At 72.0% G+C, this 25091-nt stretch carries 23 protein-coding genes and 1 tRNA gene; 15 read left to right on the top strand and 9 right to left on the bottom strand.

The genetic code is table 11. The annotated features are described in order from the left end of the window. Positions 1-83 precede the first annotated feature (83 nt). The gene (locus AMK18_RS18630) at positions 84-1439 is read right to left on the bottom strand and encodes a transcriptional regulator (protein ID WP_073863620.1); all 1356 of its coding nucleotides are present in this window, start codon (positions 1437-1439) and stop codon (positions 84-86) included. Positions 1440-1689: 250 nt separating this feature from the next. On the opposite strand from AMK18_RS18630, the gene AMK18_RS18625 reads away from it, so the two are divergent. Then, a complete protein-coding gene (locus AMK18_RS18625) occupies positions 1690-2067 on the top strand; it encodes a hypothetical protein (protein WP_198957042.1) in 378 nt (125 codons plus the stop codon). Positions 2068-2163: 96 nt separating this feature from the next. Then, entirely contained in the window at positions 2164-3057 is an 894-nt protein-coding gene (locus tag AMK18_RS18620) for a spermidine synthase (protein ID WP_241836593.1), read from the top strand. Here the strand turns inward: AMK18_RS18620 and AMK18_RS18615 are convergent, their stop codons facing one another. Then, positions 3058-3597: a hypothetical protein gene (locus AMK18_RS18615; protein WP_079199307.1), complete on the bottom strand. Its 540-nt coding sequence runs from the start codon at positions 3595-3597 to the stop codon at positions 3058-3060. A gap of 68 nt (positions 3598-3665) precedes the next feature. Between AMK18_RS18615 and AMK18_RS18610 the strand changes: the two genes are divergently transcribed. From AMK18_RS18610 to AMK18_RS18600, 3 genes are all read left to right on the top strand, one after another. Continuing rightward, entirely contained in the window at positions 3666-4370 is a 705-nt protein-coding gene (locus AMK18_RS18610) for a response regulator transcription factor (RefSeq protein WP_018105710.1), read from the top strand. Then, positions 4367-5767 (top strand): HAMP domain-containing sensor histidine kinase, encoded by a 1401-nt coding sequence (locus tag AMK18_RS18605; RefSeq protein WP_073863617.1) that lies wholly within the window; start codon positions 4367-4369, stop codon positions 5765-5767. Before AMK18_RS18610 ends, AMK18_RS18605 begins: the two co-directional genes overlap by 4 nt. 129 nt (positions 5768-5896) lie before the next feature. Further along, positions 5897-7372 (top strand): glycoside hydrolase family 18 protein, encoded by a 1476-nt coding sequence (locus AMK18_RS18600; RefSeq protein ID WP_073863616.1) that lies wholly within the window; start codon positions 5897-5899, stop codon positions 7370-7372. Positions 7373-7523: 151 nt separating this feature from the next. Here AMK18_RS18600 and AMK18_RS18595 read toward each other — a convergent pair whose 3' ends face one another. After that, a complete protein-coding gene (locus tag AMK18_RS18595) occupies positions 7524-9305 on the bottom strand; it encodes a 2-isopropylmalate synthase (protein WP_073863615.1) in 1782 nt (593 codons plus the stop codon). Between the two features lie 166 nt (positions 9306-9471). Between AMK18_RS18595 and AMK18_RS18590 the strand changes: the two genes are divergently transcribed. The 8 genes from AMK18_RS18590 (at position 9472) to AMK18_RS18555 (ending at position 17905) form a co-directional block, all read left to right on the top strand. Continuing rightward, a complete protein-coding gene (locus AMK18_RS18590; RefSeq protein ID WP_420707137.1) occupies positions 9472-10176 on the top strand; it encodes a FadR/GntR family transcriptional regulator in 705 nt (234 codons plus the stop codon). Positions 10177-10737: 561 nt separating this feature from the next. Then, positions 10738-12063 (top strand): ABC transporter substrate-binding protein, encoded by a 1326-nt coding sequence (locus AMK18_RS18585; RefSeq protein WP_073863614.1) that lies wholly within the window; start codon positions 10738-10740, stop codon positions 12061-12063. Between the two features lie 164 nt (positions 12064-12227). Continuing rightward, positions 12228-13226, top strand: coding sequence for a carbohydrate ABC transporter permease (locus AMK18_RS18580; RefSeq protein WP_018105716.1), 999 nt, complete (start codon positions 12228-12230; stop codon positions 13224-13226). 16 nt (positions 13227-13242) lie between these two features. Then, on the top strand, positions 13243-14163 hold the full coding sequence (locus tag AMK18_RS18575) for a carbohydrate ABC transporter permease (protein WP_018105717.1): 921 nt from the start codon (positions 13243-13245) through the stop codon (positions 14161-14163). A 122-nt stretch (positions 14164-14285) separates the two neighbouring features. Next, positions 14286-15752, top strand: coding sequence for a GH1 family beta-glucosidase (locus tag AMK18_RS18570; protein ID WP_073863613.1), 1467 nt, complete (start codon positions 14286-14288; stop codon positions 15750-15752). A 245-nt stretch (positions 15753-15997) separates the two neighbouring features. Continuing rightward, positions 15998-17029, top strand: a complete 1032-nt coding sequence (locus tag AMK18_RS18565) for a LacI family DNA-binding transcriptional regulator (protein WP_026171869.1) — start codon at positions 15998-16000, stop codon at positions 17027-17029. A gap of 55 nt (positions 17030-17084) precedes the next feature. Next, on the top strand, positions 17085-17663 hold the full coding sequence (locus AMK18_RS18560) for a hypothetical protein (RefSeq protein WP_073863612.1): 579 nt from the start codon (positions 17085-17087) through the stop codon (positions 17661-17663). Between the two features lie 35 nt (positions 17664-17698). Then, positions 17699-17905, top strand: coding sequence for a DUF397 domain-containing protein (locus AMK18_RS18555; protein ID WP_018105721.1), 207 nt, complete (start codon positions 17699-17701; stop codon positions 17903-17905). Here AMK18_RS18555 and AMK18_RS18550 read toward each other — a convergent pair. Beyond that, positions 17866-18297, bottom strand: coding sequence for a MarR family winged helix-turn-helix transcriptional regulator (locus tag AMK18_RS18550; protein ID WP_018105722.1), 432 nt, complete (start codon positions 18295-18297; stop codon positions 17866-17868). The genes AMK18_RS18555 and AMK18_RS18550 overlap by 40 nt on opposite strands. 107 nt (positions 18298-18404) lie before the next feature. Between AMK18_RS18550 and AMK18_RS18545 the strand changes: the two genes are divergently transcribed. After that, on the top strand, positions 18405-19229 hold the full coding sequence (locus AMK18_RS18545; RefSeq protein WP_073863611.1) for an MBL fold metallo-hydrolase: 825 nt from the start codon (positions 18405-18407) through the stop codon (positions 19227-19229). Between the two features lie 57 nt (positions 19230-19286). Here the strand turns inward: AMK18_RS18545 and AMK18_RS18540 are convergent. The 3 genes from AMK18_RS18540 to AMK18_RS18530 all read right to left on the bottom strand — a co-directional run bounded on the left by AMK18_RS18540 (position 19287) and on the right by AMK18_RS18530 (position 21290). Further along, positions 19287-19359, bottom strand: a tRNA-His gene (locus AMK18_RS18540). A gap of 115 nt (positions 19360-19474) precedes the next feature. Further along, entirely contained in the window at positions 19475-20077 is a 603-nt protein-coding gene (orn, locus tag AMK18_RS18535) for an oligoribonuclease (protein ID WP_018105724.1), read from the bottom strand. 10 nt (positions 20078-20087) lie between these two features. Then, positions 20088-21290, bottom strand: coding sequence for a helix-turn-helix domain-containing protein (locus tag AMK18_RS18530; protein WP_018105725.1), 1203 nt, complete (start codon positions 21288-21290; stop codon positions 20088-20090). Positions 21291-22204: 914 nt separating this feature from the next. On the opposite strand from AMK18_RS18530, the gene AMK18_RS18525 reads away from it, so the two are divergent. Beyond that, complete coding sequence (locus tag AMK18_RS18525; RefSeq protein ID WP_073863610.1) at positions 22205-22726, top strand: universal stress protein; 522 nt, start codon at positions 22205-22207, stop codon at positions 22724-22726. A 146-nt stretch (positions 22727-22872) separates the two neighbouring features. Here the strand turns inward: AMK18_RS18525 and glmS are convergent, their stop codons facing one another. Next, positions 22873-24702: a glutamine--fructose-6-phosphate transaminase (isomerizing) gene (gene glmS / locus AMK18_RS18520; protein WP_018105727.1), complete on the bottom strand. Its 1830-nt coding sequence runs from the start codon at positions 24700-24702 to the stop codon at positions 22873-22875. Between the two features lie 58 nt (positions 24703-24760). Further along, positions 24761-25036 (bottom strand): hypothetical protein, encoded by a 276-nt coding sequence (locus AMK18_RS18515; RefSeq protein WP_018105728.1) that lies wholly within the window; start codon positions 25034-25036, stop codon positions 24761-24763. Positions 25037-25091: the final 55 nt, after the last annotated feature.

The following is a 25091-nucleotide window of genomic DNA, read 5'->3' as shown; positions in this document are numbered from 1 at the left end:
CGGGGTGCGGTGCGCGCATTTCAGCCCGTCCGGCGTTTGAGGACGGAAGCCCGCGCCCCGGTCCGGGCTGACCGGTTCCGTCCTCAAACGCCGGACAGGCTGGAGTTGGCCCGGTCCAGGAAGTCCCGGACCTCCCGGGTCATCCCCGTCCGGGGCCCCAGGGCCCCCACCGTGGCGTGGAGTATGGCGCGGATGCGGGAGGACTGGACGTCGTCCAGGAGGTCCAGGACCGCGTGGCCGGCCGCGGCCGCCTCCTCGGGGCGGCCCCCGCGCGCCAGGTCCCAGGTGAGCTCCGCGCGGTACAGCGCGAGGTTCCGGGTGAAGTGGGGATCCTGCAGCCGGACCGCCAGGTCCGCATGGCGCGCCGCCCGCGCCCACTCACCGAGCGCCGCCCAGCACTGCGCCTCCAGCATCTCCAGCTCCGCCTCGCGGAAGAAGCTCATCCACTCCGGGTCCGCCCCCGAAGTCCCCCGCGAGAACGCGGAGTGCGCCCGGCCGAGCGCCCGTTCGCAGCCCGTCCGGTCCCCGAGGCCCGCCCGGCCCCCCGCCTCCCGGAGCGCGAGCAGCGCCCGCAGCCGGGGCGAGCCCAGCGACTCGGCGGCCCGCTGACCGGCCTCCGCCGCCCGCACCGCCTCACGCGGCCGGCCCGTGTCGCGGGCCAGGAAGGACACATTGCAGAACGCGTGCGCCTCCAGCGCCGGATCACCGGCCACCCGCGCGGTCGCCAGCGCCTCCGCGTAGTGCGAGCGGGCGTCCTCGAAGCGGCCCGAGTCATGGGCCAGCCAGCCCACGGAGATGGCCAGCTCACCGGCGCCGGAGTGCAGCCGGTCCGCCGTGGAGCGCCGGTTCACGGTCCCCGCGTCGAGCAGCGCGTACGCCGCCCGCAGGGGCTGCGAGGCGCGCCGGTACAGCCAGTCGCCGCCGTGCCGGTCGTCCAGCACCCGGATCTGCCGCACCGCCCGCTCGACGGCGCTCACCTCCGTATCGCCGACCCGGCGTTGCAGGGGCAGGGCGGCGGCCGGGCCGCCGAGGCCCAGCCCCAGGGAGACGGCCGCCACCGTGGTGGTGCCGCTCGTCATGAACACGCGACGCAGCACGTCGCTCTCCTCGTCGTCGCCACCGGGCTCCGGCGGCGGGGCAGTCGGGGGCGGGGCGGCCGCCGCGGGCCTGGCCGCCCGCCCGCGTACCGAAGCGCGGGGCGAGAAGCCCAGGTCCTCCAGGGTCGTCCCGGGGAACATGTGCAGGAAGACCCGCTCGTACGCGTAGTTGGGACAGCGGATCTCGCCGGACTCCACGCGCCCGATGTACCGGGCGTCGCACGCGACCTGCTCGCCGATCTCGCGAGCGGACCTGCGGACCGCGGCAGCGAACTCCCCGGCGGAGCGCGGGCCGCGCAGCCGCCGGAAGGCGAGGTTGGGAACTGCCCGTGTCGACACCATGGCATGGCCCTCTCGGTGCGAGCCGGGCGACGTTTCCGGTGTCCCGGCGGAGCAAGAACGTACCCGCTGTGACAGGTCGCACACGAAGCGTTTCCGGATGAACCGGGCATCTCGGCCGCGATCCGCCATGAACTGCCACCCTTTGCGGCGGTGTCGCACCGTAGCCCTTGACGCCGTCGGCGCGTTGGTCCCCGTGGAGACGGAATACGGCTCCGGCGATGAGAGGAGAGGTCCCTTGTTGCACATCGACATGGCGACGGGCGGTGCGGCGTCCGCCGACGAGCCCTGTGATCTGGTGACCGTGCCCGCGCGGCAGGGCCTTGAGGCCGTGGACATCCTGCGCCGGAGCACGGCGCAGGACGTCGTGGGCCCGGTCATCCACGACGGCGCCTGCGACACCCTCGGGTTCCTGGTGCCGCCGGGCACCGCGCAGGGCTGGGACGTACCGGGCAGCGCCTGTACGCGGACCGACGGCCGGGGCCTGCGCATCCCCGCCGAGCCGCCGGTCTCCGGCAGCGGCTGGCTGCTGCCGCCCGCCGAGGACACCCCGGTCACCGACCCGGCCGTGCTGCGCGTCGCGCTCGACCAGGCGGCCCGGCTGATCGAGGCCGCCGACAACTGCCGCTGAGCCGGACGCGCCCCTCGCACCGATAATGGCGGGACGGCGGGCCGCGCGGATCGGCCCGTCCCGGACACGGTGAGCAGTGGGCAGGGGCGAGAAGCAGTGGCACGTCGAGGAGCGGCCGGCGGCGGTGACCGCAAGGGGCGGGCGGGCCGCGGAGCCCCGGAGCACCACGTCTCCGAGCCCGTGGACGGCGGTCTCGCCGAGCTCGTGCCCGACCGGGAGCGCCGGCGTGCCTGGACGCTGACGATCGACGGGGCCCCGCAGTCGCATGTCGACCTGGACGACCCCACGTACCTCTCCTTCGAGTACCAGCGCCGCATCGGCCACATCGCGGACCTCGTCGCGCCCGCCGGGCAGCCGCTGCACGTGGTGCACCTGGGCGGCGGGGCCTTCACGCTCGCCCGGTACATCGCCGCCACCCGCCCCCGGTCCACCCAGCAGGTCATCGAGGTGGACGCGGCGCTCGTGCAGCTGGTCCGCCGCGAACTGCCGCTGGACCCGCAGGCCAGGATCCGGGTCAGGTCGACCGACGCCCGCGCGGGGCTCGGGAAGATCCAGGACGGCTGGGCGGACCTCGTCATCGCCGACGTGTTCAGCGGCGCCCGCACCCCGGCGCACCTGACCAGTACCGAATTCCTCGCCGAGGTGCGCAGGGTCCTGAAGCCCGGCGGGAGTTACGTCGCCAACCTCGCGGACGGGCCGCCGCTGGCCCATCTGCGCGCCCAGATCGCCACCGCCGCCACGGTCTTCCCCGAACTCGCGCTCGCCGCCGACCCCACGGTGTGGCGGGGCCGCCGCTTCGGCAACGCCGTCCTGCTCGCCTCCGACACCGCGCCCGAGATCGCGCAGCTGACCCGCCGGGTCGCGACGGACCCGCACCCCGGACGCGTCCAACACGGCCGCGCCCTCGCGGACTTCACCGGCGGCGCGGCCCCAGTGCACGACGCGGACGCCCGTCCGTCACCGCCGCCGCCCCCGGACGCGTTCAAATGATCACGAGTTGACGATGTCCACCTGGGGCGCGTGATCGTTCCAGGTGCAGAAGACGGAGACCGTCGTGCCGTCGTCCCGGGCGAAGTTGACCCGTATCCACGTCGTGTTGGACCACACCTGCATCGACCAGCCCGGTTCCGGGGTCGCCGACACCAGCTCCGCCGACGCGGCCCCCATCTCGAAGACGACCCGGCCGCCGTCGGTCGCGTAACTCCGCGCCTTCCCGGCCGCCGCGGTCGTCCCGGACGCCGGGCGGGGGGTGTTGGGCGCGGAGGTGCGGGACGGGGACGGCTTGCGGGACGTGGGCGCGGCCGGCTTCGGGGTGGTGGCCCGGGGCCTGGGCGACGGCGAGGCCGAGGGGGCGGGGCGGTGCGTCGAGGACGTCAGGCTCTCCGTGGTCGGCGCCGCGACCGGCACCGCGCGCGGCGGGTCGTACACCGTGCCCGCGAGCACGGAGTGCACACCCCACCACGAGACCGTGACCGCCGCGCCGGTGGCGAGCGACCACGCCAGCGCGTGTACCAGACCTCGTTGCATCATCAACATCCTGCACCACGAAACAGGTGGACATGACACCCGGGCAGACCGGATGGCGTACGGTGCCGCCCATGCCCAGTGTGCTCGTGGTCGAGGACGACCAGTTTGTACGTTCCGCCCTCATCCGGCACCTGACGGAGGCCGGTCACACCGTACGGAGCGTCGGCACCGCGCTCGAAGCCTTGCGCGAAGTCGCCCACTTCCGTTTCGACGTGGTCATTCTCGATCTCGGGCTGCCCGATCTCGACGGGTCCGAGGCCCTGAAGATGCTGCGCGGCATCACCGACGTGCCCGTCATCATCGCGACCGCCCGGGACGACGAGAGCGAGATTGTCCGGCTCCTCAACGACGGTGCCGACGACTACCTCACCAAGCCGTTCTCCGTGGAGCACCTGTCGGCCCGGATGGCCGCCGTGCTCCGCCGGGCCCGGGCCGCCGGGGGCGAGGCGCCGCCGCCGCGCGTCATCCAGGTCGGCGGGCTCTGCGTCGACCCGCTGCGCCGCCGGGCCGAACTCGACGGCACCGCACTCGACCTCACCCGCCGCGAGTTCGACCTGCTGGCCTTCCTGGCCGGGCGCCCCGGCGTCGTCGTGCCCCGCCGGGAACTCCTCGCCGAGGTCTGGCAGCAGTCCTACGGCGACGACCAGACCATCGACGTCCACCTCTCCTGGCTCCGCCGCAAGCTGGGCGAGACCGCGGCCCGGCCGCGCTATCTGCACACCCTGCGCGGCGTCGGCGTGAAGCTCCAGCCCCCGGCACCGGAGCAGCCCGCATGAGATGGGCGCTGGTCAAGGTCTGCCTGGCCGTCACCGCCATGGTCGTCATCGCCTTCGCCGTGCCCCTGGGGCTCGTCGTCAAGGAGATGGCCCGCGACCGCGCGTTCTCCGACGCCGAACGGCAGGCCGCGACGATCGGGCCGACCCTCTCCATCACCACGGACCGCGCCCAGCTCGAAAAGGCCGTCCTCACCACCGAACCGGGCGCCGCCGGGCGGATGGCCGTCCACATCCCGGCCTCCGGCGAGCCCGACGGCATCGCGGCCGACATCGGCAAGGGCCGCGCCACCCGCCAGGAGCTGGAGGCCGTACGGGTCTCGGGGCGCGCCACGATCACCGGGGTCCCCGGCGGATCCGTGCTGCTCCAGCCGACCGCGGTGGGGCCCAGGGACATCGCGGTGGTCGAGGTGTTCGTCCCCGAGGCCGCCGTGTCCCACGGGGTCACCACCGCCTGGCTGATGCTGGCCGCCGTCGGCGTCGCCCTCATCGTCGGCTCGGTCGCCGTGGCCGACCGCCTCGGCATCCGCATGGTCGAGCCCGCCCGCCGCCTCGCGGGCGCCGCCCACGACCTGGGGGAGGGGCGGCTCGGCACCCGCGTCCCCGAGGAGGGCCCGGACGAACTGCGGTCCGCCGCCGTCGCGTTCAACTCCATGGCCGACCAGGTCGTCCAGCTCCTCGCCAACGAGCGCGAACTGGCCGCCGACCTCTCGCACCGGCTGCGCACCCCGCTCACCGTCCTCCGGCTGAACGCCGCGTCGCTCGGCGAGGGCCCCGCGGCCGAGCAGACCCGGGCGGCCGTCGAACAGCTGGAGCGCGAGGTCGACACGATCATCCGGACCGCCCGAGAGCAGCGCCCCCAGACCCAGCCGGGCGGCCCCGGCGCGGGCTGCGACGCCTCCGAGGTGATCCGCGAACGGATGGCCTTCTGGTCCGCGCTGGCCGAGGACGAGGGCCGCGAGGTGCGCCTCGCCGGGGTGGACCGTACGGTGCGCATCCCGGTCGCCCGGCCCGAACTGGCGGCCGCGCTCGACGCGTTGCTCGGCAACGTCTTCCGGCACACCCCGGAGGGCACCGCCTTCGCGGTCGACGTGCACCACAGCGGTGACGCGGTGATCGTGCTGGTCTCGGACGCCGGGGGCGGGATCGCCGACCCGAAGGCGGCCCTGGCGCGCGGCGGGGCCCGGGACGCGGTGGGCTCGACCGGGCTCGGGCTCGACATCGTGCGCCGGGTCGCCGAGTCCACCGGCGGTGACGTGCGCATCGGCCGCTCGGTGCTGGGCGGCACGGAGGTCCGGGTCTGGATCGGGCTCGACGGACAGCGTCCGCAGGGCGGCGCACGGGGCCACCGGGTGGGCCGTCAGCGGCGCCGCCGGGGCGTGGGACGCGCCAACCTTTAGCCCGGCCGATGCGCTCCTTAAGGCAGTCCTAAGAACCCCGACCCCGGCCCGGCTCGCCCCATTTGCCCGTTCCGTAGCCGCTAGCGTGCTCCCGCATCCCCCACTCCCGTACGACGAGGCAGGAACGCGATGGGCACCAGTACGCACCGGCGCACGATGGGCACCAGGACCAAGGTGATCGGCTCGGTCGTCGCCGCGGCGGTGATCGGCGGGACGGTGTTCGCCCTCACCGGGACGGCGCAGGCATCGGCGGTCGGCGCCGCGTACACCCGTACCAGCGGCTGGACCGGCGGCTACACCGGGCAGTACGTCGTCACCAACGACACCGGCTCCGCGAAGACCGACTGGACCCTTGAGTTCGACCTCCCGGCGGGGACGAAGCTCAGCTCGCTGTGGAACGGCGAACACACCGTCAGCGGCAACCACGTCACCGTCCGCCCCGCGAGCTGGAACAAGCAGCTGGCCGCCGGGCAGTCCGTCACCGTCGGCTTCGTCACCGCCTCCGACGGCACGGCAGCCGACCCCACCGGCTGCCTGATCGACGGCGCGAAGTGCTCCGTCGACCCCGGCGCCACCCCCGAACCGACCGGCCGCCCGACCGAAACGGCCACCCCCACCCCCACGGCGACCCCCACCGAGAAGCCCAGCGAAACGGCGACCCCCACGCCGACCCCCACCCCCACGAAGACCGACGACGGCGGCTCCGCCGCGAGCGGCGCCCGCTTCGCCCCGTACGTGGACACCTCGCTCTACCCCGCGTACGACCTGGTCGACACCGCGAACAAGACCGGGGTCAAGCAGTTCAACCTCGCCTTCATCACCTCCGGCGGCAGCTGCGCCCCGCTCTGGGGCGGGGTCACCGGCCTCGGCGACGACCACGTCGCCTCCCAGATCGGAGCCCTGCGCGCGGCCGGTGGCGACGTCCGGGTCTCCTTCGGCGGGGCCGCGGGATCCGAACTGGCCCTGCGCTGCTCCTCGGCGGCCGACCTCGCCGCCGCGTACGGCAAGGTGGTCGACACGTACAAGCTGACCAAGGTCGACTTCGACATCGAGGGCGGCGCGCTCCCCGACACCGCCGCCAACACCCGCCGCTCGCAGGCCATCGCGCAGCTCCAGAAGGCGCACCCCGGCCTGGACGTGTCCTTCACGCTCCCCGTGATGCCCGAGGGCCTGACCCAGCCCGGCGTCGACCTGATCGCGGACGCGAAGAAGAACGGCGTGGACGTCGGCGCCGTCAACATCATGGCGATGGACTACGGCGCCTCCTACAGCGGCGACATGGGCACCTACGCCATCCAGGCCGCCACCGCCACGCAGGCCCAGATCAAGGGCGTCCTCGGGCTCTCCGACGCCGACGCGTGGAAGGCCGTCGCCGTCACCCCGATGATCGGCGTGAACGACGTCAGCACCGAGGTCTTCAAGGTCGAGGACGCCACCCAGCTCGTCGCCTTCGCGAAGGAGAAGGGCCTCGCCTGGCTCGCGATGTGGTCGGGCACCCGGGACAAGGAGTGCGCGGGCGGCGCCAAGCCCACCGCGGACGCCTCGTGCAGCTCGATCGCCCAGGAACCGCTCGCCTTCACCAAGGCGTTCGGCGCGTACAAGTAGGACCGGCACCCAGGACCACACCCCCTCCGCGCACCCCGGCCCGGCCCCCCTTCCCCCCACCCCGGCCGGGGTGCGCGCCCCACTGCCCCCGGCCGGGTCGAGCACCCCCCCCCTTCCTCCCGGCCGGGGGCGCACCTCGTTCCGCGCTCCGCTACCCCCGGTTCACCGCCGACAGCACCGCCGCCACGGACGCGGCCACACCCGAGGCGTCCCGGCCCGCGCCCCAGCGCTCCTCGTCGCCGACGCGGCAGCGCGCGTACGCGGTCGTCGTCCCGGTCCCGTCCGGGTGCTGCTCCGACAGTTCGAGGACGGCCACCTCCACCCCGGCCGCCGCCAGCGCGTCCGCGAACGCCGTGACCGGGCCGGTGCCCGTTCCCTCGTAATCGCCCTCCCGGTCGTCCACGCGCAGGGTGCAGACGAAGCGGTGCTCACCGGCCGGGCCGGTCTGCGCCGACCAGGAGGTGAGGGCGACCCCGCCGTCCCGCCCGGGGACCAGATACGCCGCCTCGAAGAGGTTCCACAGGTCCTTCCCGGTGGCCTCGGCGCCGCTGTCGTCGGTCGACCGCTGCACCGTACGGGAGAACTCGGCCCGCATTCCGGCGGGCAGGTCCACGCCGTGGCCGGTGCGCAGCAGATGCGCGATGCCGCCCTTGCCCGACTGCGAGTTGACCCGGATGACGGCCTCGTACGTACGCCCCACGTCGGCCGGGTCGATCGGCAGGTACGGCACCTCCCACAGCTCCGACGCGTTGTCCGCGCGGCGGGCGAAACCCTTGCTGATGGCGTCCTGATGGGTGCCGGAGAACGCGGTGTACACCAGGTCCCCGCCGTACGGGTGGCGCGGCGGTACCGGCAGCCGGTTGCAGTGCTCGACCGTGCGGCGGATCTCGTCGATGTCCGAGAAGTCGATCATCGGGTCGACGCCCTGGGCGTGCAGGTTGAGCGCCAGGTTGACCAGGTCGACGTTGCCGGTGCGCTCCCCGTTGCCGAAGAGGCAGCCCTCCACCCGCTGGGCGCCCGCCAGCACCGCCAGCTCCGCGCAGGCCACGCCCGTGCCGCGGTCGTTGTGCGGGTGCACGGAGAGGATCACCGAGTCCCGCCGGGCCAGGTGGCGGTGCATGTACTCGATCTGGTCCGCGTAGACGTTGGGCGTGGCGATCTCCACGGTGGCCGGGAGGTTGTGGACGACCGGCCGGTCCGGCGAGGCGTCCCACAGCTCGGTGAGGCTGTCGCAGATCTCCAGGATGTAGTCGGGCTCGGTCAGGTTGAAGACCTCGGGTGAGAACTGGAACCGGATGTCCGCGCCGGGCCTGGCCCGGGCCAGCCGGTCCATCTGGCGGGCCGCGTCCAGCACCACGCCGTGCACCTCGGCCCGGTCGCGGCCCAGGACCACCTCGCGCCAGACGGGGGCGGTCGCGATGTAGAGGTGGACGACGACGCGGTCCAGGCCCGCCACGGACGCAAAGGTCCGGTCGATCAGGTCGGCCTTGGCGGGGGTGAACACGACCACGGTGACGTCGTCGGGGACCGCCCCGCTCGTCGCCAGGTGGCGTACGAAGTCGAAGTCGGTGCGGCTCGCGGACGGGTAGCCGACCTCGATCTCCTTGAAGCCCATCGCGACCAGCAGGTCGAACATCCGCCGCTTGCGCGGGGTGTCCATCGGCTCCGCCAGCGCCTGGTTGCCGTCCCGCAGGTCGACCGGCACCCACAGCGGGGCGCGTTCGACACGGGCCTGCGGCCAGCTCCGCCCGGTCAGCGGGACCGCGACCCGGTCGAACGCGGAGCGGTAGCGGTGCGAGGGCATCGAGCTGGAGCGTTGCGGGTTCCAGCGGGGCGCGGCCTGGGGGACCGGGCCGCGCGGGGTGCAGATGGTGGGGAAGCCGTGCATCGGGGCCGGGGCGTCGGACGTGGCCGCGGACATGAACTCGGGCATGAACGGTGTCTCTTCTCGCATCGCCGGATGCGACCGGCACAGCACGGCACCCCGCGGCGGGGTGCCGATCGCTTCAGGCCCCGCCGCGGCAGCCGAGAAGGAGGAGACCGCGGTACGTCATGGGCGGTACAGTAACCAGAACGCAACCCCTCAGACAACCTGACAGGTGAACGACGTGCCCCCGCCCGGCCCCCTCCGCCCCAGCCCCCTCGTGGAACAGGCGACCAGTCATCTGCGCGCCCGGATCACCGAGGGGCACTGGCCGGTCGGCACCAAGCTCCCGGGCGAGACGACCCTCGCCCGAGAGCTGGGCGTGGGCCGCTCCACGGTCCGCGAGGCGGTCCGCACGCTCGCCACGCTCGGCCTCCTCCGGTCCCGTCAGGGCGCCGGCGTCTTCGTCGTCGCGGACCACGTCGCGGAGGAGTGGCCGGTACGGCTGCGCAGGGCGTCGGTCACCGACGTCTACGAGGTCCGCATGCTCATCGAGGTCCAGGCCGCCCGCCTCGCCGCCCGCCGCCGCACCGACGAGGACCTGACCGCCCTGGACGCGGCGCTCACCGCCCGGCTGAAGGCGGGCGCGGGCGTCGACGACGCGGACTTCGTGGACGCGGACATCGCGGTGCACCGGGCGGTCGTGGCCGCCGCGCACAACCCGGTCCTCACCGACCTCTTCGCCGAGTTCGTCCCGGCCCTCCGCCAGGCCCTCATCGACCTCGTGGACCTCCTGGGCCTGCGCCGCCAGGATCCCCACCACGGCCACACCGGCCACCGCGCCCTGGTCACCGCCATCGTCGCGGGCAACCCGGAACGAGCGGCCGAGGCGGCCCAGGCGGAACTTGAAGCGACCCTGACCCGCCTGCGCGGGGCGTGACACCGGGGCGCCTGCCGGACCCGCGTCCCCGCCCCCGTCACCGCCCCCCGTTCCGCCACCATCCGGACCCCGGCTTCGGGCAAAGAAGGCGTGGGTCCGGATCAGCGCCCCCTCCGCGCCGTACCCCGTTCACTTCCCGGCGGGGTCCGCGAGGCTTCGGCGGACTGTTTCCGGGTCATGCCGGAAAACCGGCACCGGGGCCGGTTTTCTGCGAGGGCTTCCTCAAGATCGATTGTCAACCCGCCGCCCACCTGCGGGAATTCGGAATCACGTCGCGCGCCGCAATGCGGCGAACCGCTTTGGCAAGCCTTCGGCCGGACACGGTCTCGTGACTTGCAGGACACGCTCGCGCAACGGAAGCGTCTTCAACTCTTGACACCCACCCCCCGCAGGCAGCAATCTTCCGACATCGACGCATGGGAGCGCTCCCACATCACGCGGGGGATTCCCCGGGTGAACGGCACTGCCCGTGTACTCCCCCCAAAACCATCCGGCACCCGCACTCACCAGCGCGTATGCCACGCAGTGAGCCAGTCCCACCCTGGAACAAGGAGTAGTGGAATGCGTATCACCCGCACCGTCGCCGGCCGCGGCCGCAGAGTCGCGGTCCTGGCCACCACGGGCCTGACCGCTTCGGCGCTGCTGCTGACCGGCTGCAGCAGCGACGACTCCGATTCGAACGAGTCCTCCGGCGCGAACGGGAAGATCACGCTGACCGTCGCCGACTTCGGCCAGTTCGGCTACAAGGAAGCCGGTCTCTTCGCCAAGTACCACGAGCTGCACCCGAACATCACGGTGAAGGAAGACACCACCGCCGATGAGAAGGTCTACTACCCCAAGCTGCTCCAGCAGCTGAACTCGGGCAGCGGCCTCGCCGACGTGCAGGGTCTCGAGGTCGGCCGCATCAAGGAGCTCGTCGACACCAAGGCGGACCAGTTCGCCGACCTGAGCAAGGTCATCGACGTCAACGAGTTCGTGTCGTGGAAGGAGAAGCAGGCCACCACGGCCGACGGCAAGGTGATCGGCGCGGGTACCGACATCGGCCCGATGTCGCTCTGCTACAACACCGAGCTGTTCAAGAAGGCCGGTCTGCCGACCGACCGCAAGGAGGTCGCCGCCAAGATCGCCGGTGGCTGGGAGGACTACCTCAAGCTCGGTGAGGAGTACAAGAAGAAGGCCTCCGCGGGCACGTACTTCATGGACTCCGCCAGCGCCATGTACAACGCCGTCGTCAGCTCCAACGCGAAGCAGTACTACGACGAGAGCGGCAAGGCGATCTACAAGGACAGCCCCAGCGTCCAGCAGGGCTGGAACCTCGCGGCCGAGGCCGCGGACAAGAAGCTGACCCAGGGCCTGGCCCAGTTCAGCGACCCGTGGGCGGCCGCACTGCGCAAGGGCACCGTCGCCACCGTGGTCTGCCCCGCCTGGATGGCCGGCCAGATCTCCGTGAACGCCGGTGACGCCAACAAGGGCAAGTGGGACATCACCACCGCCCCCGGCACCACCGCGGCCAACTGGGGCGGCTCCTTCCTCGGCGTCCCGAAGTCCGGCAAGAACGTGGACGAGGCCGCCAAGCTCGTCAAGTGGCTGACCGCTCCCGAGCAGCAGGCCGCCGTCTTCAAGGCGATCGGTTCCTTCCCGTCCAACAAGGGCGCGTACGAGCTGCCCGACGTGAAGACCGCGACCCTGCCGTACTTCAACGACGCCCCGATCGGCCAGATCTACGCCGATGAGGCCAAGTCCATCCCCGAGACGATCCTCGGCCCGAAGGACGCGGCCATCAAGGACACCATCTCCACCCAGATCAACAACATGGAGCAGCGCGGCACCAAGCCGGACGCCGCGTGGGAGGCCGCGACCAAGTCGATCGACAAGGTGATCGGCTGACGTTCGCCAGGGCGTGTCCGGCCACCTGACCAGCCGGACCCGCCCGGGCGCGGGCGGCCCCTCCCCGGGCCGCCCGCACCCGCGTGTTCCTGAGGGGTGCGGCGCGACGGCCCAGCCATCCCGTACCCGGGTAACCCAAGCAATCCAGGGAAGGACTCCCGCTCGTGGCCACCTCGACTCCCACCCGGGACGCATACGCGCCGCCACCCCGCGGCTCCCAGCACAAACCGGTGGACGCCCGCCGGCAGACGTGGCGGAGCCGGCTCTGGCGGTTCGACGACAAGGCGTCCCCGTACGCCTACATAGCCCCGTTCTTCCTCGTCTTCGGCGCCTTCGGGCTCTACCCGCTGCTGTACACCGGCTGGATCGCCATGCACCGGGTCGAGATGACCGGCATGGACCAGATGGAGTGGGTCGGCTGGGAGAACTTCGACAAGATCCTGCACGACTCCGAGTTCTGGACGGCCGTCGGCAACACCTTCCTGATCGGTGTCATCTCGGTCGTCCCGCAGCTGCTCGTCGCGCTCGGCCTGGCCCACCTGCTCAACTACAAGCTGCGGGCCAGCACCTTCTGGCGCACGGTCATCCTCACCCCGTACGCCACCTCCGTGGCCTCCGCCGCCCTCGTCTTCGCCCTGGTCTTCCGGGCCGACGGCGGCCTGCTCAACTGGGCGCTGCACTTCGTCGGTCTCGGCGACACCAACTGGGCCAACGGGCACTGGACGTCCAAGATCGCCATCGCGGTCATCGTGATCTGGCGCTGGACCGGCTACAACGCCCTGATCTACCTCGCCGCGATGCAGGCGGTGCCGTCCGACCTGTACGAGGCGGCCTCGCTCGACGGCGCCTCGCGCTGGCAGCAGTTCCGCAAGGTGACCATCCCGTCGCTCCGGCCCACGATCCTCTTCACGATCGTCATCTCGACCATCGGCTCCATGCAGCTGTTCGGTGAGCCCCTGCTGCTGGAGGGCGGCACGCTCGGCGCGACCGGCGGCAACGAGAATCAGTACGAGACCCTCAGCGTCTACCTCTACAACTACGGCTGGAATCTGGGGCACCTCGGTCCGGCCGCCGCAGTGGCCTGGGCGATGCTCGCCCTCCTGCTGATCATCGCCGCGGTCAACTGGCTCATCGGCCGCTTCGTACGCAAATCCGCGGTCTGACCGGGAGCGATATCCAATGACCATCACCAGCCCCACCAAAGTCTCGGAGCCCGGCCTCCCGGCGCGTTCCGTCCACCGCGCACCGAAGAAGCCCAGCCGCTTCAAGCCCGGTGCCGGGCAGCAGCTGAAGGGCGGCCCGTTCGCCTACGTCGCCCTGGCCGTCATCGGCATCGGCTCGCTGCTGCCGCTGTACTGGACCCTCGTGGCCGCATCCCACACCCAGGACGAGGTGCTGGCCACCACCCCGCCTTTCCTGCCGGGCGGGCGCCTCTTCCACAACCTCGACGCCGCCTGGACCCAGGCCCACCTGGGCAAGGCGATCGTCAACAGCGTCATCGTGGCCGGCTGCATCACCGCGGCGACGCTCTTCTTCTGCACCCTGGCCGGCTACGCCTTCGCCAAGATGCGCTTCCGCGGCCGCGGGGCCCTGATGACCGCGGTCATCCTCACCCTGACGATCCCGCCGCAGCTCAGCGTCGTCCCGCTGTTCATGATGATGGCCGACCTCGGCTGGGGCGGGAACCTGGAGTCGGTGATCTTCCCGACCCTGGTCAGCGCCTTCGGTGTGTTCTTCATGCGCCAGTACCTCATGGAGGCGCTGCCGTACGAGCTGATCGAGGCCGCCAAGATCGACGGCGCGAACAACTTCCGCATCGTGCTGAGCGTGGTGCTGCCGGTGGCCCGCCCCGCGATGATGGTGCTCGGCATGCTCACCTTCGTCCAGGCGTGGAACGACTTCTTCTGGCCCTACCTCGCCCTGAACCAGCAGAACCCCACGCTTCAGGTGGCCCTCGGCCAGCTCAGCGCCTCGTACACCCCCGACACCAGCATCGTGATGGCCGGCGCGCTGATCAGCACCCTGCCGCTGCTCGTGGTGTTCGTGATCTTCGGCAAGCAGATCGTCGGCGGCATCATGTCCGGCGCCGTCAAGGGCTGACCCCCCGCTCGCCGCAGCTGTGTCACGGAGCCGTACGGTCCCGCCCGCCCCGTGGACCGTACGGGCCCCGTAGCCCCACCCGTCAACGCCCCTGTCCTTCACACCCCTGGGAGCGCTCCCGCATGACTGCTGTACGACCTGACATCGCCCCGAAGCCGGTGCCCGAGGCCACCACGACCTTCCCGACGGGCTTCGTCTGGGGAGCGGCCACCGCCGCCTACCAGGTCGAGGGTGCCGCCGCCGAGGACGGGCGGACGCCCTCCATCTGGGACACCTTCAGCCGCACCCCCGGCAAGGTCCGCAACGGCGACACCGGCGACATCGCTGCCGACCACTACCACCGCTACCGCGACGACGTGGCCCTGATGAAGCAGCTGGGGCTGAAGGCGTACCGCTTCTCCATCTCCTGGTCCCGGGTCCAGCCCACCGGCCGCGGCCCGGCCGTCCAGCGCGGGCTCGACTTCTACCGCAAGCTGGTCGACGAACTCCTGGAGGCCGGCATCACGCCCGTCGCCACCCTCTACCACTGGGACCTGCCCCAGGAGCTGGAGGACGCGGGCGGCTGGCCGGAGCGCGCCACCGCCGAGCGCTTCGCGGACTACACCGCGATCATGGCGGGCGCCCTCGGCGACCGCGTCGGTACGTGGACCACCTTCAACGAGCCGTGGTGCTCGGCCTTCCTCGGCTACGGCTCCGGGGTGCACGCCCCCGGCCGCACCGAGGCCGCCTCCGCCCTGCGCGCGGCCCACCACCTCAACCTCGCCCATGGCCGGGCGATCGAGGTTCTGCGCGGTCAACTCCCCGCTGCCGCGCAGACCTCGGTCACCCTCAACCTCCACCAGGTCCGCCCGCTGACGCCGAGCCCGGAGGACGTGGACGCCGCCCGCCGCATCGACGCGGTCGGCAACCGGGTCTTCACCGGCCCGATGCTGCACGGCGCCTACCCGGAGGACCTGCTCGCGGACACCGCGCACGTGGTGGACTGGTCGAAGCTGGTCCAGGACGGCGACCTGGAGGCCATCGCGCGCCCGGTCGACGTCCTCGGCATCAACTACTACACGCCGACCCTGGTCTCCACGCCCGCCGAGGGCTCGGGCGACACCCGCAACGACGGCCACGGCGCGAGCGACTACTCCCCGTGGCCCGGCTCCGAGCACGTCGCCTTCCACCTCGCCGACGGCAAGCCGACCACCGCCATGAACTGGTCGATCGACCCCAACGGGCTCTACAACCTGCTCATGGACGTCACCCGTGAGCACCCCGGCATCCCGCTCATGGTCACCGAGAACGGCGCCGCCTTCGACGACTACGTCTCGCCCGAGGGCCGGGTCCAGGACCCCGAGCGCATCGCCTACCTGCACGGCCACCTCGACGCCGTGCGGCGCGCGGTGGCCGACGGCGCGGACGTGCGCGGCTACTTCCTCTGGTCGCTGATGGACAACTTCGAGTGGGCGTACGGCTATTCGAAGCGCTTCGGCGCGGTGTACGTGGACTACGCGTCCCAGCGCCGCATCCCGAAGGCCAGCGCCCACTGGTACGCCGACGTGATCCGCCGCCACGCCCTCCCGCCGCTGGAGGACGCCAACTGACCGCCGCGGTACGCCCTGTCCGTACCGCAGCCTCCCCCCCCCGAGACCCGGCACCCGGTGCCGGGTCTCGGCCCATTCGCGCCCCGGCCTGTGCGTTCCGCTTGACCACGCGCGTAGAGTGGGAGCGCTCCCATAAATGGAGCGGGGGAGCGGCCGACCGGTCCCGCAGAGTGTCAAGGGAACCAACGCCAGGACTTGGTTTGGTTATCCGACTGTGAGAAATTGACCGCGAACGGGAGGCAGCCATGACGGCAGCGCGAGTACGGAGCGGGGGCCGGCCCACGCTCGAAGAGGTGGCGGCGCGGGCGGGAGTCGGGCGGGGCACGGCCTCGCGCGTCATCAACGGATCGCCCCGGGTCAGCGCCCACACCAGGGAGGCGGTCGAGGCCGCCGTCGCCGAGCTGGGTTACGTACCCAACCGCGCGGCCCGCGCGCTGGCCGGCAACCGCACGGACGCCATCGCGCTCGTCGTGCCCGAGTCGGAGAGCCGCTTCTTCGCGGAGCCGTACTTCTCCGACATCGTGCGCGGGGTCGGCGCCGCCCTCGCCGATACGGAAATGCAACTGCTGCTCACCCTCGTCGGCAGCGACCGCGAGCGCCGCCGGCTCGCGCAGTACCTCACCGCCCACCGCGTGGACGGCGTGCTGCTGGTCTCCGTGCACGCCGACGATCCGCTGCCCGACCTGCTGGAACAGCTCGGCATGCCCGCCGTGATGAACGGGCGCAGATCCGCCGCCGAATCCCTGTCCTCCGTCGACTCGGACAACTTCGAGGGCGCCCGCAGCGCCGTGGAACACCTCGCCTCGCGCGGCCGCCGCTCCATCGCCACGATCACCGGCCGGCTCGACGTCTACGCCTCCCAGAGCCGCCTGGACGGCTACCGCCAGGCCGTCCGCGACGCGGGCCTGGAGCCCGACGAGCGGCTGATCGCCCCCGCCGACTTCTCCGAGGAGGGCGGCGCCCGGGCCATGCGCGACCTGCTCGCCCGCCGCCCCGACGTGGACGCGGTCTTCGCCGCCTCCGACGTGATGGCCGCCGGTGCCCGCCAGGTCCTGCGCGAGGCCGGCCGCCGCATCCCGGACGACGTCGCCCTCATCGGCTTCGACGACTCGGCCGTGGCCCGCCACATGGACCCGGCCCTCACCAGCGTGCGCCAGCCGATCGAGGAGATGGGCCGCACGATGACCCGGGTCCTGCTCGACATGATCGCCGGGGAGAACGCGGACCGGGCGCAGATCGTGCTGCCGACCGAGCTGGTGGTCCGCGACTCCTCGTGACCCCGGTTGCCGCAACTCGGTCTGTCCGGCGCGCACTTCGAGTAGCTTCGGAGGCGTGGACCCTTCTCTGACCGCTCTGATCGTCGCCGTGGTGGGGGTGGCGGGCACCCTGGTGTCCGGCGTGATGGCGCACCGCGGCGCCCTGCGGGCCAAGACGGTGGAGCTCGACCGTGCGGAGCGGCTGCGGCGGGAGGAACTGCTGGCGGACGAACGCCGCGAGGCCCTGGCCGTGCGGCGGGCCTCCTACGCGGTGTTCAACCAGCGCCTGCGCCAGTTCCACTCCGTCCTGTCCAAGGACTACTTCGCCCTCGCCGCCGGGGAGGCGCGCCCCGGACAGGCCCGGGAGCGGGAGGAGCCCCGCCAGGTCCTGCGCGATGTGTACGCCGAGGCGCAGATGGTGATCAGCGACACCGTGCTCTCCGTCGCGGGCGGCGTCGTGCACCAGCTGCACCGCATCCACGCCCTGCTCGTCCAGCACGAACAGGGGGAGACGGCCGAGGAGTCCCTGGAAGACATCAGGGAACGGCTGGAACGGGCCTCGGAGGGCCTGTACGAGGTACGGCAGACTATGCGGCGGGAGCTCGGTGTATCGGTACTCCCGGTTCACCGGCCCGATGGTCACCACGCGACGTGAGGTACGTCGCCGACGCACGGACTAGCGGAGGAACCATGACCCTGCACTGGACCCGGTCCAGCTACTGCGACTCGGCGGGCCCCGACTGCGTCGAGGTGGCCCTGCCCCCCGCCCCCGCGGCGGCGGTCCGCCTGCGCGACTCCAAGACCCCGTCCCGTCCGGCGCTCGCCTTCGGACCGGACGTGTGGGCGGAGTTCGTCGGTCACATCGGCCGGGCGACCGTCTTCTCCAGCAGCTCCTGAAGGGCCCGCTGCCCTCCCGGACCGAGCCCGGCCAGCGGTGAGTCCTCGGTGAGGAGTTCCAGGAGCCGTGCGCGTACGCCGGTGCCCTCGGGCGTCAGTACGAGGTGCCGGGCGCGCCGGTCGGTGGGGTGGGGGCGGCGTTCGACCAGGCCCCGTTTCTCCAGCTTGTCGACGACGAAGGTGGCGTTGGACGGCTCGCAGCTCATGCGCTCGGCCAGTTCGCGCATGGTCATCGGCCCGGTCATCTCCCGCAGCGCCGTCGCCTGGGCCGCAGTGAGGCCGAGGGGGACGGCGCACTTGCGTACGTGATCGGCGATCCGGGCGGCCAGCCCGTTCACCAGCCCGCACAGCTCCCGCTCGGCGGCGGCCTGTGCCTCGGGGGGTGTGGTCATGGGCTCACTCTACCAAGTCCATCAAGCAAGAATAATTACAACTTGAATGTTTCTAGTTCGATGCTTACGGTGGGCCCGCCACACAGCGACGAACGAGGAGCGACGCCATGACGGACCCGAGCACGCTGCGTCTGGGCGACACCACGGTGTCCTTCGTGCCGGACGGGGTGATCCAGGGCCGCCCGACCGCCTGGCTGCCGGACAGCACCGACGCCTTCTGGGCGGCTCACCAGGAGTACCTGGACGCCTCCGGATACCTGGTCGCGAGCGTCGGCGGTCTCCTGGTGGAGCACGGCGACCGCGCCCTCCTGATCGACGCGGGCTTCGGCCCGCACACGCTCCCGGCGGACCCGGCCACCCCCAACGGCGCCATGCGCGGCGGCGACCTCCCGGCCGGCCTGGCCGCGCTCGGCCGGGCCCCGGAGTGCATCGAGGCCGTCGCCTTCAGCCACCTCCACCCGGACCACACGGGCTGGGCCACCCACGAACGGCTCTTCGCCCGCGCCGAGTACCTGGTGGCGGAACCGGAATGGGCCGCCCGCGAGCCCGGCGACGGCCTGGACGCCCTCGCGCCCCACGTCCGCACGGTGGCCGACGGCCAGGAGATCTTCCCCGGCGTCCGGGTCCGGGTCACCGCCGGACACACCGCGGGCCACGCGGAGTTCGTCATCACCGGCGGCGGGAAGCGGCTGATCGCCTTCGGGGACTCGTTGCACTCACCGGTCCAGGTGGACCGGCCCGGCTGGTCCTGCGTCTACGACCACGACCCGGCCGGGTCCGCCGAGCACCGCCGCCGCCTCGTCGCCGAACTCGCGGAGCCCGGCACGTTCGCCTTCGGCGTCCACTTCGCGGACGCGGCCTTCGGTCGGGTCGTACCGAACGGCGACGGACCGGCCTGGCGGCCCCTGGACGCCGCCGACGGCCTGGCGTAGAGCCGGGAAAAACATCAGCCCCCGACCTGTCTCACAGGTCGGGGGCTGATTCTTCAGGGTGAGTAACGGGACTCGAACCCGCGACATCCTGGACCACAACCAGGTGCTCTACCATCTGAGCTATACCCACCACGTCCGGGCGTTTCCGACCGGCCGAGAAAAAGTGTACAGGGTCCGGGAGGGTGCTCGCGCACTCATTTCCCGGCGGGGGGTCGCGGCCCCCGGAGGGGCCGTGACCAGCGCCTTCAGCCGCGGGGCTGAGAGACCCGCGCGGCCGCCGCCCGCGCCTGCTCGGAGTCCGGGCCGGGCTGCGGGACGAAGACCGCCTCGCGGTAGTACCGCAGCTCGGTGATCGAGTCGCGGATGTCGGCGAGCGCCCGGTGGTTGCCGTTCTTCTCTGGGCTGTTGAAGTACGCCCTCGGGTACCAGCGGCGGGACAGCTCCTTGATGGAGGAGACGTCCACGATCCGGTAGTGGAGGTAGCCCTCCAGGAGCGGCATGTCCCGGGACAGGAAGCCGCGGTCGGTACCGACCGAGTTCCCGCACAGGGGCGCCTTGCCGGGCTCCTTCACGTGCTCGCGGACATAGGCGAGAACCTGCTCCTCGGCGTCGGCCAGCGTCGTGCCGCCGGCCAGCTCGTCGAGGAGGCCCGAGGCGGTGTGCATCTGCCGCACCACCTCGGGCATGGTCTCCAGCGCCGCGTCCGGCGGGCGGATGACGATGTCCACCCCTTCGCCGAGCACGTTCAGCTCCGAGTCGGTGACCAGCGCGGCCACCTCGATGAGCGCGTCATCCGCCAACGAGAGCCCGGTCATCTCGCAGTCGATCCACACCATGCGGTCGTTCATGCGCCCCACCCTACGGGGCGCTCCGCTGTCCGGGCAGGGCCGGGCGCCCCGCGGCGAACACATCGGTGGCCGCCTTCGCCTCCAGCGCCGCGGGTGCGGCGCCGGAGGGACCGGGGAGGGCGGTACGGCGGCTCTGGGCGGTGCCCTGGCTGGGTACCGCCACCTCCGTCACCATGACCGGCTCCGGTGCCCCGCCCTGCGGACGGCGGGCCCGGTAGGCGGCCCGGTACGCGGCGGGGGAGGAGCCGAGCTGGCGGCGGAAGTGCCCGCGCAGCGCGACCGGCGAGCGGAAGCCGCAGCGGCCCGCGACCTCGTCCACCGAGTAGTCCGACGTCTCCAGGAGGCGCTGCGCCTGCAGCACCCGCTGGGTGATCAGCCACTGGAGCGGTGCGCTGCCCGTCAGCGAGCGGAACCTCCGGTCGAAGGTCCGCCGGCTCATGTAGGCACGCGCGGCCAGCGTCTCCACGTCGAACTGCTCGTGCAGATGCTCCAGCGCCCAGGCGACGACCTCGGCGAGCGGGTCGGAGCCGATCTCTTCAGGTAAAGACCTGTCGAGGTAGCGCTCCTGACCGCCACTGCGCCGGGGCGGCACGACGAGCCGGCGGGCCAGTGCCCCGGCGGCCTCGGTGCCGTGGTCCGAGCGGACTATGTGCAGACACAGGTCGATGCCGGCCGCCGTCCCGGCGGAGGTCAGCACGTCCCCGTCGTCCACGAACAGTTCGCGTGGGTCGACGTGCACCGACGGATAGCGCTTGGCCAGCGTCGGTGCGTACATCCAGTGGGTGGTGGCCGGGCGGCCGTCCAGCAGCCCGGCGGCGGCGAGCACGAAGGCCCCCGTGCACAGGCCGACGATGCGGGCGCCCTCTTCATGGGCGCGGCGCAGCGCGTCCAGCGCCTCCATGGGCGGTGGCGAGGTGATCGAGCGCCAGGCAGGCACCACGACGGTGCCGGCCCTGCTGATCGCCTCCAGCCCGTAGGGCGCGGTCAGTTCGAGTCCGCCGGTGGTGCGCAGCGGTCCCTCTTCGCCGCTGCACACGAGCAACCGGTAGCGCGGAACTCCCGCGTCCTGGCGGTCGATTCCGAACACCGACAGCGGGATGGAGCTCTCGAAGATGGGGCCACCGCTGAAAAGCAGTACGGCGACGACTTCCCGGCGTCGTCTTCCGCCCAGCTTCCGTACAGCCTCCGTTGCGGTGGCGGAGTCCTGGCTCATGACGCTAAGCCCCCCTCGGTGTTCGCGTCTTCCTGGTCCTTACGGGCCTGTGGCACCTGCACTTGTCCCCTCGGTCGTGCACGAGTCCCCGGCCTTCGACGCCCAAGATCGAATCTACTGCGTCCCGTGGTGCCGTCGTGACAAGTTCACCAACCGGCTCATTGTCGACAAGGCAACCTGGCGGGAAGCGTTCGATCACGAAGCGTTTCACTCGCAGCTCGCGCAGGGAAGTGCGTCCGGCGTTCATGGCCCGTCCCCATTGGGCCGAAGCGTACCGCCCGGTCTCTTCCTGCCTGGTGGCAAGGGGGTTGATCGGCCATTTCGACAAGGAATGGACCGGTCCTTGAAGTTGGCTGAAAATGTACGGTCGCGTGTGCGGAAATCAGTCGTTCTACCGGCGCACAACCCGGGGCGCCCGCCCGCCCCCGTACGCCCCCTCGCCGGGGCCGGCGGCCCCGCCGGGGGGTTCGGCGCCCCCCTCCGGGGGCCGGTCCGGGCGGGCTGCCGAATACCGCTCTCCCGGCCGTACCCGGAGCAGACCGCGCGGTGGGTTCCGGACGGACCCCGGGGGTCGGCCGACTCCCCCGGAAGGGTGGGTTCCGCTCCTCGCGGGCGACGCCCCCGGACCGTCCGCGCGGACCCGTCCGGGGCGGTTCCACCGGGCGCCGCAAGGGACCGGGGAGGTGGCCGGTACGTCTGTGTAGAGGGCAACCGGCATTGCCATGGGGGCCCGGTCTCGGGCATGCTCCGGAAACCGCCGCACGCCGCTGTGCGCGGGGCGGGCAATGGAGGAGTGGGGCCGTACCCTTGGGGGTAAGGGGTTGGGAAGATGATTCCCGGACACCACGACACCGCCCGCTGACGCACCTTTCCACGTCGCTCTCCTCACGAGGACTCTCTTCGCCGAGACACCGATGGCCGGTCACGAAATCCCCGAACCCGCGGACCGCAAGCAGGTAGCCGACCCCTTGTCGGACCCGCTGGCGGCCGAACAAGCGCGCCGTCCGTGCGACCCCGCCTTCCGGCATGGGGTCGTCGTCGGCTTCGACGGCTCGACCTCCAGCGAGCGGGCCCTCGCCTATGCGATCGGAATGTCCCGCAGGACGGGCTCCGCTCTGATCATCGTCCACGTCGCCAACCGGCTGCCGACCACGGTCTGGGCGGGCTGCGAGCCCCCCGTGTTCGTCGACGTGCCGGACCACCGCACCGAGGTCCTGGGCCTGGAGCTCGCCTGTGCGGACTACCTCGCCGAGGTGCCCTGGGTGCTCGTGGAGCGCGGCGGGGACATCTGCCACGAGCTGGAGGAGGTCGGCCGGGAGTACTCGGCGGACGCCATCGTGGTGGGCTCCACGCACGGCCTGGTGGGCAAGATCTTCGGCTCGGTGGCCGGCCGGCTGGCCCGCCGCGCGCAGCGGCCGGTCGTGGTCATCCCGTAGCCCGGAGGCCGCCCCGGACCCCGTGGCGTCAACTCGCCTGTGGAAAACGCCGCATGGGCCCTTCCCGGCCGCCCCGGGGCCGGTTCCGGCCCGTACGCGGAAGGCCCCGCGGTCACCGACCGCGGGGCCTCGCGTGCGTCACGTGACTATTCGACGGTGACGGACTTCGCCAGGTTGCGGGGCTTGTCGATGTCCCGGCCCATGGCCAGCGCCGTGTGGTACGCGAAGAGCTGGAGCGGGATGCCCATGAGGATCGGGTCCAGCTCGTTCTCGTTCTTCGGCACGACGATGGTGTGGTCGGCCTTCTCCTGCACCTGGTGGGCCACGGCGAGGATGCGGCCGCTGCGGGCCTTGATCTCCTCCATCGCGGCGCGGTTCTTCTCCAGCAGGTCGTCGTCCGGCACGATCGCCACGGTCGGCATCGCGGGCTCGATCAGGGCGAGCGGGCCGTGCTTCAGCTCGGAGGCGGGGTAGGCCTCGGCGTGGATGTACGAGACCTCCTTGAGCTTCAGCGACGCCTCACGGGCCACGGGGTAGCCGCGCACCCGGCCGATGAACATCATCGACTTCGCGTCCGCGTACTCGGCGGCCAGCCGCTTGATCTCGTCCTCGCCCGCCAGGATCTCGCTGATCTGGGCGGGCAGCTTGCGCAGGCCCTCGATGATCCGCTTGCCGTCGGCGACCGACAGGTCCCGGATGCGGCCCAGGTGCAGGGCGAGCAGCGCGAAGGCGACCACGGTGTTGGTGAAGCACTTGGTGGAGACCACGCACACCTCGGGACCGGCGTGCACATAGGTGCCGCCGTCCGCCTCGCGGGCAATGGCCGAGCCGACCACGTTGACCACACCGAGGACCCGGGCGCCCTTGCGCTTCAGCTCCTGGACGGCGGCCAGTACGTCGTACGTCTCACCGGACTGCGAGACCGCGACGTACAGCGTGTCGGGGTCCACGACCGGGTTGCGGTAGCGGAACTCGGAGGCGGGCTCGGCGTCCGCGGGGATGCGGGCCAGCTCCTCGATCAGCTGGGCGCCGATCTGGCCCGCGTGGTACGAGGTGCCGCAGCCCAGGATCTTGATCCGGCGGACCCCGCGCGCCTCGCGGGCGTCCAGGTTGAGGCCGCCCAGGTGCACCGTGGAGAACCGGTCGTCGATCCGGCCGCGCAGCACCCGGTCGACGGCGTCCGCCTGCTCCGAGATCTCCTTGTGCATGTACGTGTCGTGGCCGCCCATGTCGTACGACTCGGCCTCCCACTCCACGGTGGTCGGCGTGGCCGTCGTGGTCGAGCCCTCCGTGGTGTACGTACGGAAGTCGTCGGCCTTCAGGGTGGCCATCTCGCCGTCGTCCAGGGTGACGACCTGGCGGGTGTGGGCGACCAGGGCGGCGACGTCCGAGGCGACGAACATCTCCTTCTCGCCGATGCCGAGGACGACCGGGGAGCCGTTGCGGGCAACCACGATGCGGTCGTTGAAGTCGGCGTGCAGGACGGCGATGCCGTAGGTGCCCTCGACGGAGCGCAGGGCCTCGCGGACCTTCTCCTCCAGCGTCCCGGCGTCCGAGCGGGCGATCAGGTGGACCAGCACCTCGGTGTCGGTCTCGGAGAGGAAGACGACGCCCTCGGCGGTCAGCCGGGCGCGCAGCTCGGAGGCGTTGTCGATGATCCCGTTGTGGACGACGGCGACCTTGCCCTCGGCGTCCAGGTGCGGGTGGGCGTTCTCGTCGCTCGGGGCGCCGTGGGTGGCCCAGCGGGTGTGGGCGATGCCGGTGGTGCCGGCGAAGCGCTTGGGGACCCGGGACTCCAGCTCGCGGACCCGGCCCTTGGCCTTGACCGACTTCAGCGCGGCGGGCTTCCCGGCCGCGGGCTTTCCGGTGATCACGATCCCGGCGGAGTCGTAACCCCGGTACTCCAGCCGCTGCAGGCCCTCCAGCAGCAGCGGGGCCACGTCACGCTTTCCGATGTAACCGACGATTCCGCACATAGAGCTTTCTGTCCTCCGACGACGAACAAGTGAAGGGGTACCCGGCCGTGAGGCGGCCTCAGCCGTAGACGATCCGGCGCAGCTGGCGGAGCGAGAGCTCCGGCGGCGCGACCGCGCGGTGCGGCAGTTCGGCCGCGATCCGCTCGAAGATCTCCGTGTTCACCAGGCCGCCCGCCTGCAGTTCGCGGTGGCGGCGGCGGACGAAGACCTCGGTCGTCTCGTCGAAGTACGCCAGCACGTCGAGGATCACCCGGGCGGCTTCGCCGCGGGGCAGCGTGGTACTGCGCACCACGTGGTCAATGAGGTCGTCGTACGACGAGAGGCGTTCGAGCACCCGTCGATACTGCGGCGGAAGGGGCCCGAGCGCAACAATCCTGCCCGATATCGGG

Origin of the sequence: Streptomyces sp. CB01249, assembly GCF_001905735.1 — a bacterium.
Classification (GTDB): Bacteria; Actinomycetota; Actinomycetes; order Streptomycetales; family Streptomycetaceae; genus Streptomyces.
Note: the sequence above shows the minus strand (reverse complement) of the source record. Positions and strands in the feature narration are given on the sequence as shown.